This is a genomic window from Streptomyces sp. NPDC058650, from assembly GCF_042717315.1.
Taxonomy (GTDB): domain Bacteria; phylum Actinomycetota; class Actinomycetes; order Streptomycetales; family Streptomycetaceae; genus Streptomyces.
Genome location: NZ_JBHXRL010000016.1, coordinates 69,317 through 80,705, shown reverse-complemented (window position 1 = coordinate 80,705; position 11,389 = coordinate 69,317). Strand labels below are relative to the sequence as shown.

The window sequence follows — 11,389 nt, the reverse complement described above, 5'->3', positions numbered from 1 at the left end:
TCGTCCCGCCGTCGGGCGTGCGTCACGGCGGTGGCAGACTTGCCCGGTGAGCAGCGACGAGACCGACCTCCGCGATGAGAAGCCCCAGTTCGTCCTCCCCCTGGTGGTACGGATCGAGCGCGACGCGCCCCCGTCGCGTACCGACGCCCTGGAGACCGCCGCGCGGGCCGTCCTGGAGATCCTCACCGACGACCGTTCCCTCGGTGAGGGCGAGTGGGCGCAGCTCATGACGGACTGGCAGGACGCCCGGATCCGCAAGGTCGTGCGCCGGGCGCGCGGCGCGGAGTGGCGGAAGGCCGGAACGCTCCCGGGGATCACCGTGACCGGTGCGGAGGCGGAGGTACGGGTCTTCCCGCCGGTGCCGCTCGACGGCTGGCCGAAGGAGCTGGCCAAGCTCCAGGTGTCGGGCACCGACCTCGACGACCCGGCCGCGCCCGGCCCCGTACCGGACGGGGCCGTGACGCTCTGGATCAACCCCGGGCTCGACATGTCGGCGGGCAAGACGATGGCGCAGGCCGGACACGGCGCGCAGCTGCTGTGGTGGGCGATGCCGGACGCGGACCGGAAGGCCTGGCAGGAGGCGGGCTTCCCGCTCGCGGTGCGCACCGCGACGGCCGGGCACTGGACCGCGCTCACGGCGAGCGACAGCGGGCTGCCCGTGGTGCGGGACGCCGGCTTCACGGAGATCGCGCCCGGGAAGACGGTCGTGTCCGAGGGAAGCCACCTCTTCGCTCCTCACCTGCGGCTGCGCCGGCCGTAGGAGACTCGCGCCATGACCTCACCGTTAGGCCGGCGGGTCGGCCAGGCCACGTCCCTGCTGCTTCTGTTCGTCCTGGTGGGGATCGACGCCTGTACCGGCCGCCCCGGCAAGCGGAAGCTCCGGAAGATCGCCACGTCGGACGAGGTCCGGCGGAAACGGGAGCGCGCCGAGCGTGAATTGCGGGCCCGCGCCGAGGAGATCGGCAGAGCCTCGCCGTGGGGTCCGGCCCTGCGCACCACGCTGGTCGACACGTGCACCCGTGGCGGCGGCAGGAACCTCTTCGACCGGAACGCCCCGAAGCAGCCCGCCCTGTACTGCCTGATGCGGCTGCACCTGTACTTCGTCGTGGACGGTCCCGTACCCGACGACATCAGGGGAGTGCGCTCCCGGGGCGGGGAGCTCCTGTCGTGGGACGGGCCGGGCGACGAGCCGCGGGCGAAGATCTCGGAGCCGTGCCCCGTGCGGCACAAGGCGATCCTCCGCACCTGCGTGTCCGATCACGCCGACGTCACGCTCCGCGCGCTGCGGGAACGCCCGGGCACGCTCGTCGAGTGGACGCTGACCACGAACTACCACACGGTCCCGGGCGCCGACTGAACCGCTCCCGTCACTCCGCCTGCGGCCGGGTGCGGCGGGCGTAGGCACGGGCGGCGCGGGCGCGGTCGCCGCAGCGGGTGGAGCACCAGTGGCGGCGGCCGTGGCGCAGCAGGTAGCGCCGGCAGGGAGTGGAGCCGCAGCGGGTGAGGCGCTCTGCGTCGGGGCCGGTGAGGAGGTCGGCGGCGTTGGCCGCGAGGGTCGCGAGGGCGCGGCCGAGGATCTGGTCGGTGGGGCAGGGCGCCGCGCGGTAGGGGCCGTTCTTCGCGTCCCAGTACAGCAGGGCGGCCGTGGGGGCTTTGCTCAGCGCGTCGTTGACGGCGGAGACCGCCATGGGCAGGGCGGGCAGCCCCGCGACGCGGGCGGCGCACAGCGAACCGATGTGTTCGCGCAGGGAGCGCAGCTGTGCCGCGCACATCTCCTGCACCCCGGCGTCGGCCGGTGCGAGGCCGTGCTCGGTGAGCCACCGGTTCGTGGCCTCGGGGGTGCCGAGGAAGTCCGTGGAGTGCCCTCCGGGCAGCGCGACGGCGCTGTTCACGAAGGCGAGGGCGGCGTACTCCTCCTCCCCCGGTGCGGGCGGCAGCGCGGATTCGGCGGTCGGGCTCTCACTCATGGTTCTCATGGTACGGCTTGCGTTCATCCGTGAGGCATGGGCTATGGTTCTCACGGATGGATCGCCACTTATTCGTGAGGTTTTGATGACTGACATCAGCACGCCCACCCAGCACGAGCAGATCCCCGTCCGCGTCCTCGGCGGCCCGACCGCGCTCTTCGAGTACGGCGGCCTGCGCTTCCTCACCGACCCCACCTTCGACGCGCCCCGCGACTACCCCGTGCCCGGCGGCCTGCTGACCAAGACGGCGCCCGCCTCGGCCGCGCCCGCCGACCTCGGCCGTATCGACGTGGTCCTGCTCTCCCACGACGAGCACCCCGACAACCTCGACGCGTCCGGCCGGGCCCTGCTCGCGGACGTCCCGCTGACCCTGACCACGCCCGGCGGCGGACAGCGCCTGGGGGCCGGGGCCAAGGGCCTCGCCGACTGGGAGTCGGTCGAACTGGACCGTCCCGGCGGCGGCACTGTCACCGTCACGGGCGTGCCCGCGCTGCACGGGCCCGGCACCCGCGAGGAGGTCGAGCCGTTCACCGGCCAGGTCGTCGGATTCGTGCTGACCGGGCAGGACCTGCCCACGTTCTACGTCAGCGGCGACAACGCCTCGCTCGGTCTGGTCGAGGAGATCGCCGAACGGTTCGGCCCGGTGGACACGGCCATCCTGTTCGCCGGGGCCCCGCGCTTCACCCAGCTCTTCGACGGCGCTGTGATCGTCCTCGACAGCGCGCAGGCCGCCGAGGCCGCCGGGATCCTCGGCGCCCGCCGTGTGGTTCCCGTCCACTGCGACAGCTGGGCCCACTTCACCGAGAGCCGTGACGACGTGGTCGCCGCGTTCACGAAGGCCGGGCTGGCCGGCCGGCTCGATCTGGGCGGAGCCGCCCTCCGGACGCCGGAACCTCAAATGTAGCTCTGAACGTCCCCCTCCCGGGGTTCGAACGTCTCCACCGGGGCCATCACGTGGATGACTGAGGACCGAAGGAGGGGGACATGGGGGACATGGCGGAACTCGGCATCGGCATCGGTTGGCGTCCCGAGATCGCGGAGGCGGTGGAGGCGCTGCCCGGCGTCGACTGGGTCGAGGTGGTCGCGGAGAACATCTGCGCCGACCACCTGCCCGACTCGCTGACCCGGCTGCGGGAGCGCGGCGTGACGGTGGTCCCGCACGGGGTGTCGCTGGGGCTCGGCGGCGCGGACCGGCCGGACCCGGCGCGGCTCGCGGCGCTCGGGGAGAAGGCGGTGGCGCTGGGGGCGCCGCTGGTCACGGAGCACATCGCGTTCGTACGGGCCGGGGGGCCGCTCACCGCGTCGCCGCTCCTCGAAGCGGGCCACCTGCTGCCCGTGCCCCGGACCCGGGACGCGCTCGACGTGCTCTGCGAGAACGTGCGCATCGCGCAGGACGCGCTGCCCGTGCCGCTCGCCCTGGAGAACATCGCGGCCCTGATCGCCTGGCCCGGGGAGGAGCTGACGGAGGGGCAGTTCCTGGCGGAACTCGTGGAGCGTACGGGGGTACGGCTCCTCATCGACGTCGCCAACCTGCACACCAACCACGTCAACCGCGGCGAGGACCCGGCGAAGGCCCTGTCCGAGCTGCCGGTCGAGGCCATCGCCTACGTCCACGTGGCGGGCGGCGTCGAACGCGACGGCGTCTGGCACGACACGCACGCGCATCCCGTGCCGGGTGCCGTGCTCGACGTCCTGGCGGATCTCGCGTCGCGGATCGCGCCGCCCGGGGTGCTCCTGGAGCGGGACGACGACTTCCCGCCGGCGGAGGAGCTGGCGGCGGAACTGACGGTGATCCGGGAGACGGTGGTACGGGAGACGGTCGTACGGGAGACGGTGGCGTCGCCGCTGCTCATCGGCGCGGGCGCCCGGGTGTCGGGCGGACCCATGCCGACGTCGACGCCGACGCCGACTCTGACGCCGCCGCCGAGAACCGCGGCCGCCGCCGCCACTGTCGCCGCCGTGACGCCGGACCTTCCCGGGCCCCGCGCCACGGACGAGGCATCCGCGCCCTGCGACGGCGCCCGCCAGCGCGTCGGGCTCGCGCAGGCCGCGCTGCTGTCCGCGCTCGTCGCCGGAACGCCCGCCCCCGAGGGCTTCGACAGCCGGCGCCTCGGGGTGCAGAGCCGGGCGCTCGCGGCCAAGCGGGCCGGCGTCGTCGCGAAGGTCGCCCCCGAGCTGCCGGAGATCCTCGGCAAGGGCTTCCGGCCCGCGTTCCTCGCGTACGCCAGGACCCGCCCCATGACCGGCGGCTACCGCCGTGACGCCCTCGACTTCGCCGAACACCTGCTGCTCGCCGACCGCCCCGAGGACCCGGCGGCCCGACGGCGGCTCACGGAGTGGTGGCAGGACCGTTCCGGCAGCCGCCCCCCCGGCCGCGCCGTCCGGCTCGCCCGGGCCGCCCGACACGCCCTCGCACGGAGGTGACCGTGAACACCCTGGTCGTCGTCTTCTACGTGGCCGCCGCCGCCGGCATCGCGCTGCTCGTCACCCGGGTCGTCCGGTCACGCGGCGGCACCGGCGGGCCCGTCCACGACCGGTACGAGGCCGCCTTCCTGAACGGCGGCCCGGCACGGGTCGTCGACACCGCCATCGCCGCCCTCCAGTCCGACGGCCGGATCGCGATCGGCGGCCCCGGCATCGTCGCGGTCCTCCGGCCCGTCGCGTACGACCCGGTGGAACGCGCCGTGCTCCAGGAACACGCGGCGGCCCCGCACGGGGCCCTGCACCACCTGCGGCTCGCCGCGATGCGGCACCCGGCGGTCCAGGAGATCGGCGACGGACTCGCGGGGCGCGGGCTGATCGTGGAACCGGCACGGCGGAGCAGCACCCTCGGCTGGTGCCTCGCGCTCGGTCTCACGGCCTTCCTCCTCTTCCCCGTCTCGGTCGTCCTCACGGTCCTCGACCTGGCCACCGCGGCGGAGATGTCGGTGCCGTTCGTGGTGAAGGTGCTGCCCGCCCTGTTCGCCGCCGGGGTCACGGCCATCTCGTGCGGGGCGATCGCCTCGAAGCGGATCACCCCGGCCGGGCAGGGCGCCCTCGCGGCGTACGGACGCGCCCACGGCCACCTGGCGGACGCCGGTCATCTCGTGGCCCTGTACGGGCTGCGGGGTCTGCCCGACCCGATGCTGCGGGAACAACTCCTCGCCGCCGCCCGGGTGTACGCGCCGCCCCGGGGACGGGGGCGCGGAAGGCGGCCCGCGCCCGCGCGTCACTCCACCGCGGACCACGCCGCCGCCGGTGTGGCCACCGTGTGGTGCGCGAACAACAGCTTCTGCGGCGGCTCCCCGGGCGGAGGCTCCGGTTCCTGCTCGTCCGGTTCCTGTTCCTCCGGTTCCTGTTCCTCCGGTTCGTGCTCGGGCGGAGGGTCCGGCGGCGGGGGCGGCGGCAGTTCCTGTTCGAGCTCCAGCGGCAGTTCGTGCTCCAGCTCCAGTTCCAGCGGGAGTTCGTGCTCCAGTTCCAGTAGCTGATCACCCATTCGAGTGGCGGGCCCGCCGGTCCTGTCGTAGAACTCGGACATGGTCTGGGTTCCGCTTCTCCTCGTGGCGTGCGTCGTGGCCGGCGCCGGCTGCGCGCGGCTGTGCCGGGCCACCCTCGTGGCGGCCCTGCCCGCTCCCCCGTCCCCCGCGGGGGACGACGCCGAGCTCACCGTCCTCGAAGCCGCCTACCTCGCCGGCGGTCCGCTGCGGGTCACCGATCTCACCCTCGTCGCCATGCACCGGGAACGGCGGCTGCTGCTCGCCCACACCGGCTGGGCGACGGTCGTGGACTCCTCCACCGGCTCCCGGGACGAGTGGGAGAGCACCGTGCTCGGTGCCATCGGGCCCGGCGGGCAGTCCCCGATCCCCGCGGTCCGTCCGGCGGTGGCCACCGCCGACGCGGTGCGGTCGCTCGCCCAGCGGCTCGTCGACCGGGGGCTCGCCGTGCCCGAGTCGGGCCGCCGGGAGGTGGCGGCCGGGGTCCGCGCGGTGCGGGCCGCCTTCCTGCTCTCCCTGGCGCTCGGGACGGCGGCGGCGCTCCTCGTGCCCGGCACCGAACGCACCCTGGTCGTCGCCGCGTTCGCACTGCCGCTGCTCGCGTCCGGACTGTGCCTGCTGATCGGCCGCGTCGAGGTGTACCCGTACACCCGCTGGGCGTCCCCCGCCGGGCAGCGGCTGCTCTCCGGCCTCTCCCCCGCCGACCCGCTCACCGCGCTCGCGACGCGCGGCCCCGCCGTCCTGGAACCCGAGCTCCGCGCGGCACTCCGGAGACACGCTCCCGTGCGCCTGCCGTAGTTCCTTTACTTCGCTCCTCCCCCGCGCCAACGATCTCTTCGCACCCGCGCGCGCCCCACGCGCACGCGGTCACGAAGGGAAGCACCGATGCCCTCTCCCGCGCTGTACGGAGCCCTCAGCGCCCTCCTGTTCACCTCCGTCCCCTCGCTCGCCCCGGCCCCCGCGCACGACGCCCCGCCGTCCGAGGCACGCGGCACCCTGCTCGCCGCCCGCCGGGCCGCCGCCGAGGGGATCGTCTTCGGCGCCTGCGCCGCGGCCGAGAAGCTGCCGCCGTCCGTCGTGTGCGGCACGGTCCGCGTGCCGCTCGACTACGCGGACCCGGACGGGCCCCGCATCCCGCTGACCGTCAGCCGCGTCAGGGCCTCGGGGCCCGCCGCCGGCCGGCAGGGCGCGCTCCTCTTCAACCCCGGGGGCCCCGGCGCCTCCTCGACGTACTTCCCGCTGGCCGCCGAGCTCCCGGAGTGGCGGCGGATCTCCGCCGCGTACGACCTCGTGGGCTACGCCCCGCGCGGGGTGGGCCGTTCGGCGCCGGTCTCCTGCCAGGATCCGGCGGACCGGGCGACGGGCCCGACACCCGCGCCGAGCCGGCCGTCCGAGGTGTACAAGCGGGAGCGGATCGCGCGGGCGACAACGTACGCGGAGGGCTGCGCGCGCCGGACGGGCCCGGCCCTGCGCCACTACCACTCGCTCAACAACGCCCGGGACCTGGAGGTGGTGCGGGCGGCGCTCGGCGAGCCGCGCCTGACCTACCTGGGCGCCTCGTACGGCACGTACATCGGCGGCCTGTACGCGACCCTCTTCCCGCACCGGGTGCGGCGGATGGTCCTCGACGCGCCCGTGGACCCGTCACCGGGCAGGATCTGGTACCACAACAACCTCGCCCAATCCGAGGCGTTCGAGCGGCGCTGGACGGACTTCCGCACGTGGGTGGCGAAGCACGACGCGGTGTACGGGCTCGGGGGCACCGCGCGGGAGGTGGGCGCGAGCTACGACCGGGTACGCGCCGAACTCGCGGCGCGCCCGGCGGGCGGCCGGGTCGGTCCCGGCCAGCTGCACGGGGCGATGCTGGCGGCCGGCTACGACGACCGGTTCTGGCCGCTGCGGGCGGGCGCCCTCGCCGCGTATCTGAAGGGCGATCCGGAACCGCTGATCGCCCAGGCCGCGCCCCCGGAGACGCCGGATCCCGACGCGGGCAACGGGCGTGCGGTGTACACGGCGGTGGAGTGCAACGACGCGCCCTGGCCGGAGGAGTTCGCCGTCTGGGACCGGGACAACACCCTGCTCGCGGAGCGGGCCCCGTTCGAGACCTGGGACAACGCGTGGATGAACCTGCCCTGCGCGTACTGGAAGGCGCCCCGGCAGCGGCCCCTCGACGTGCGGACGGTTCCCGGGGCGCTGCCGCCGGTGCTGATCATGGCGGCGGAGCGGGACGCGGCGGCCCCGTACGCGGGCGCCCTCGAACTCCAGCGCCGGCTGTCGGGCGCGGCCCTGGTGACCGAGCGGGACGCGGGCACGCACGGTGTCGCGGGCGGGCCGAACGCGTGCGTGAACGGGTATCTGGAGCGCTATCTGCTCACGGGAGCTGTGCCGAGCGCGGAAAAGGGCCCGGAAATGACGCCGGTGCGGCGCGCGTCATGCGCGCCGCACCCGGAGCCGGACCCGGTGTCGCTGGACGGGAGGGCAACGAAGACGCCCGCCGTCTGATCTTCCGGGTCAAGGGGTGGCGCGCCCGGCCGGGAGCAGGGCCGCCACCAGGTTCGTACGGCCGTGTCAGGCCAGGCCCGCCACCAGGTCGGCGACGCTCTTGCGGCGACCGGTGTAGAACGGGACCTCCTCGCGGACGTGCATCCGCGCCTCGGAGGCGCGCAGATGGCGCATGAGGTCGACGATGCGGTGCAGCTCGTCGGCCTCGAAGGCGAGGAGCCACTCGTAGTCGCCGAGCGAGAAGGAGGCGACCGTGTTGGCGCGGACGTCGGGGTAGCCGCGGGCCATCTTGCCGTGGTCGGCGAGCATCCGGCGGCGGTCCTCGTCCGGCAGGAGGTACCAGTCGTAGGAGCGCACGAAGGGGTAGACCGAGACGTAGTCGCGCGGGTTCTCGTCGGCCAGGAAGGCCGGGATGTGCGACTTGTTGAACTCGGCGGGGCGGTGCAGCGCCATGTTGGACCAGACCGGCTCCAGGGCGCGGCCCAGCTTGGTGCGGCGGAAGAGGTTGTACGCCTCCTGGAGCTCGTCGCTCGTCTCGGCGTGCCACCAGATCATGACGTCGGCGTCGGCGCGCAGACCGGACAGGTCGTACGAGCCGCGGACGGTGATGTCCTTGGCGGCGAGCTGGTCGAACAGCTCCTGGACCTCGTCGGCGTAGCCGGCGCGGTCCTCGGGCAGAACGTCGCGCAGCTTGAACACAGACCACAGGGTGTAGCGGATGACCTCGTTGAGGTCCTTCGCCTTCTTACCGGCGTTCGGGATCTTTTCGGGCGCACTCATACGCCTATTCTCGCCCGTCACGAGGAGTGCCCCGCACCGGGGTCGGTCCTTTTCGACGTGGCGATGATCTCGTCGCCGTACCCGGCCCCGATCTCGGCCGTGATCTCGTCGGCCGCTCGGTGGGCCGAGGCGACGCACGCGGGGATGCCGACGCCGTCGTACGCGGCGCCCGCGACCCTCAGTCCTGGCAGGGCGGCGACGGCCTCGCGGACCCTGGCGACGCGCGCGAGATGGCCCACGGGGTACTGGGGCAGGCCGCCGGTCCAGCGGGTGACGGTGGTGGCGACGGGCCGGGCGGCGAGTCCCGTCGCGGCGCCCAGGTCCTTGAGGGAGGCGGCGACGAGGTCGGTGTCCTCGCGGTCGACCTGCCCCTCCTCGCCGTGGCGGCCGACGGAGGTGCGCAGCACGAAGAGGTCGGGGGCGCCGTCGGCGACCCACCGCCACTTCCGGCTGGAGAACGTGGAGGCCTTGATGGTGTGGCCGTCGACGGGCGGCACGAGGAAGCCGGAGCCGGACAGGGCGGGCATGTCGGCGCGGCGGAAGGCCAGGGTGATCAGGGCCATGGAGGCGTACGCGATCCCCGCCAGTTCGGCGGAGGCTGCGGGCGCGTGGTCGGCGAGGAGCGCGGCGGCGGGCCCGGCGGGGGTGGCGAGGACCACGGCGTCGGCGGTCAGGACCCGGTCGCCCGCGTCTCCCACCACGACCTCCCAGCCGGCCGGTCCGGTGCGGCGCAGGGCGGTGACGGGGGTACGGGTGAGGATCTCGCCACCGGCGGCGCGGATCGCGTCGGCGACGGCGCCGGGCAGGGTCCCCACACCGCCCTCCAGGCCGAGGAAGACGGAGCCGCCGAGGCCGGTGGCGGCGCCCGCCGCGTCGGCCGGGACGGCGGCTCCGGCCCGCTGGACGGCGTGGACGGCGGCGGTGAGCGTGGGGTGGCGGCGGGCGGCCTCGAAGAGGGCGGGGACGGCGGCCTTCATCGAGATGCGGTAGGCGTCGCCGGCGTAGACGCCGCCGAGGAGGGGTTCGACGAGCCGGTCGACGACCTCGTGGCCCATGCGCTCGGCGACGTACGCGCCGATGGCGATGTCGTCGCCGATCTCGGTCGGGGGCAGCTCGCGGTCGAGGCCGATCCGGCGCACGCCCTCCTCGGACAGCAGCCCGTCGACGGCGCGGGCGTCGCCGGGGACGCCCATCACATGGCCCTTGGGCATGGGGGTGAGCTCGCCGCGGGACCAGACGGACGCGGTGGTCGTGGCCGGCGCCTGGAGCCGGTCGCCGAGGCCCACGGCCCGGGCGAGGGCGACGGCCTCGGGGCGGCGGGCGAGCAGCGACTCGGCGCCGAGGTCCACGGGCGCGCCGGCGATCTCCCCGGCGAGGAGCTTGCCGCCGAGGCGGTCGCCCGCTTCGAGGAGGGTCACCTGGTGGCCGGCGGTGGCGAGCCGGTGGGCGGCCGCGAGTCCGGCGATCCCGCCTCCGGCGACGACGACGTGGGGTCCCGTGGTGTCCGCGTTCATGGGACCACTCTCTCAAATCGCCCGCGCGCTCCCTTTCCGAGGCCGGAACGTGACCGCATCGCTACCGCCGGACGGCAACCCGCACCGGGGGCTCCCCCGTCCAAGGGGCACGACTCGCCACCATTCCCTGGGGGGATCCATGAGCAGAACACGAACGGTGTCACGGGCGGCCCGGACGACGACGGCCGCCGCACTCCTGACGGCCACGCTCGTCCTGACCGGCTGCGGCGCGGGCGACTCGGCAGACCACGGCGGCAAGAGCAAGCGCGGCGTGAGCGCGGGGACGCGCGCCGACGACGGATCGAAGGCCGAGGGCGCGGCCGCCCCCGCCTCGGGCGGCGAGCAGCAGTCCGCGGCGCCGGGCAAGGCCGTACGGCAGCAGCAGCACGTCATCCGCACGGCCTCGCTGACCGTGGAGGTCGAGGACGCGGCGAAGGCCCTGGTCACGGCCCGCAGGGTGGCGGCGGGCGCGGGCGGTCTGGTGGAGAACGAGTCGACGGAGCGGTTCGACGACTCGTACGTCACCTCGCGCATCGTGCTGCGGGTGCCGCAGGAGCAGTACGACGCGGTCCTCATCGAGCTGGCGGGCACGGGCAAGCTGATCGCCCGCAAGGCGGACGCCAAGGACGTCACCGAGCAGGTGGTAGACGTGGAGAGCCGGATCGCGACGCAGCGGGCGAGCGTGGCGCGGGTGCGGGCGCTGATGCAGCGGGCGGAGAAGCTGGCCGACGTGGTGACCCTGGAGGGCGAGCTGAGCCGCCGCCAGGCGGACCTGGAGTCGCTGCTCGCCCAGCAGTCCTCGCTCAAGGACCGGACGGCGCTGGCCACGATCACCCTCGAACTGACCGAGAAGGAGAAGCCGGGCGCCGACAAGGAGGAGGACGAGGGCCGCCCCGGCTTCGGTGACGCCCTGTCCGGCGGGTGGAACGCGCTGGTGGGGGCGCTCGCGTGGATCGTGATCGTCCTGGCCGCGCTGGCCCCGTGGCTCGCGGTGGCGCTGATCGCGTTCGTCGTCTGGCACCGCGTGCTCCGCCCGCGCCGCGCGGCGCGCCCGGGCGCGGCCCCGGAGACCGGCCGACTGCCGGAGGCGAATGCCGCCGGGGTCGCCGCGGCTCCGGAGACCCCGAAGACCCCGGAGACTCCTGAGAAGTAG

Annotated in this window: 11 protein-coding genes; 8 read left to right on the top strand and 3 right to left on the bottom strand. The window is 74.7% G+C overall.

Going from position 1 to position 11,389, the window contains the following annotated elements:
• Positions 1 to 46: 46 nt before the first annotated feature.
• Both ACFWWU_RS25895 and ACFWWU_RS25890 read left to right on the top strand, forming a co-directional pair.
• Positions 47 to 760: a peptidyl-tRNA hydrolase gene (locus ACFWWU_RS25895; protein ID WP_384148203.1), complete on the top strand. Its 714-nt coding sequence runs from the start codon at positions 47 to 49 to the stop codon at positions 758 to 760.
• 12 nt (positions 761 to 772) lie between these two features.
• Positions 773 to 1,357 carry a hypothetical protein gene (locus ACFWWU_RS25890; RefSeq protein WP_384148201.1) on the top strand — a complete coding sequence of 195 codons (585 nt, stop codon included), beginning with the start codon at positions 773 to 775 and terminating at the stop codon, positions 1,355 to 1,357.
• Positions 1,358 to 1,367: 10 nt separating this feature from the next.
• Here ACFWWU_RS25890 and ACFWWU_RS25885 read toward each other — a convergent pair whose 3' ends face one another.
• Positions 1,368 to 1,967 carry a CGNR zinc finger domain-containing protein gene (locus ACFWWU_RS25885; RefSeq protein WP_384148199.1) on the bottom strand — a complete coding sequence of 200 codons (600 nt, stop codon included), beginning with the start codon at positions 1,965 to 1,967 and terminating at the stop codon, positions 1,368 to 1,370.
• A gap of 85 nt (positions 1,968 to 2,052) precedes the next feature.
• Here ACFWWU_RS25885 and ACFWWU_RS25880 point away from each other — a divergent pair, with 85 nt between their 5' ends.
• The 5 genes from ACFWWU_RS25880 (at position 2,053) to ACFWWU_RS25860 (ending at position 7,942) form a co-directional block, all read left to right on the top strand.
• Positions 2,053 to 2,871 carry an MBL fold metallo-hydrolase gene (locus ACFWWU_RS25880; RefSeq protein ID WP_384148197.1) on the top strand — a complete coding sequence of 273 codons (819 nt, stop codon included), beginning with the start codon at positions 2,053 to 2,055 and terminating at the stop codon, positions 2,869 to 2,871.
• An 89-nt stretch (positions 2,872 to 2,960) separates the two neighbouring features.
• Entirely contained in the window at positions 2,961 to 4,391 is a 1,431-nt protein-coding gene (locus tag ACFWWU_RS25875) for a DUF692 domain-containing protein (RefSeq protein ID WP_384148394.1), read from the top strand.
• 2 nt (positions 4,392 to 4,393) lie between these two features.
• Positions 4,394 to 5,434 (top strand): TIGR04222 domain-containing membrane protein, encoded by a 1,041-nt coding sequence (locus ACFWWU_RS25870; protein ID WP_384148195.1) that lies wholly within the window; start codon positions 4,394 to 4,396, stop codon positions 5,432 to 5,434.
• Between the two features lie 48 nt (positions 5,435 to 5,482).
• Positions 5,483 to 6,238 (top strand): TIGR04222 domain-containing membrane protein, encoded by a 756-nt coding sequence (locus tag ACFWWU_RS25865; RefSeq protein ID WP_384148193.1) that lies wholly within the window; start codon positions 5,483 to 5,485, stop codon positions 6,236 to 6,238.
• Between the two features lie 87 nt (positions 6,239 to 6,325).
• A complete protein-coding gene (locus tag ACFWWU_RS25860) occupies positions 6,326 to 7,942 on the top strand; it encodes an alpha/beta hydrolase (RefSeq protein WP_384148191.1) in 1,617 nt (538 codons plus the stop codon).
• Between the two features lie 66 nt (positions 7,943 to 8,008).
• On the opposite strand, the gene hemQ is transcribed toward ACFWWU_RS25860, so the two are convergent.
• Complete coding sequence (gene hemQ, locus ACFWWU_RS25855) at positions 8,009 to 8,722, bottom strand: hydrogen peroxide-dependent heme synthase (RefSeq protein WP_384148189.1); 714 nt, start codon at positions 8,720 to 8,722, stop codon at positions 8,009 to 8,011.
• A gap of 17 nt (positions 8,723 to 8,739) precedes the next feature.
• Positions 8,740 to 10,236: a protoporphyrinogen oxidase gene (gene hemG, locus ACFWWU_RS25850; RefSeq protein ID WP_384148187.1), complete on the bottom strand. Its 1,497-nt coding sequence runs from the start codon at positions 10,234 to 10,236 to the stop codon at positions 8,740 to 8,742.
• Between the two features lie 139 nt (positions 10,237 to 10,375).
• Between hemG and ACFWWU_RS25845 the strand changes: the two genes are divergently transcribed.
• Complete coding sequence (locus ACFWWU_RS25845) at positions 10,376 to 11,389, top strand: DUF4349 domain-containing protein (protein WP_384148186.1); 1,014 nt, start codon at positions 10,376 to 10,378, stop codon at positions 11,387 to 11,389.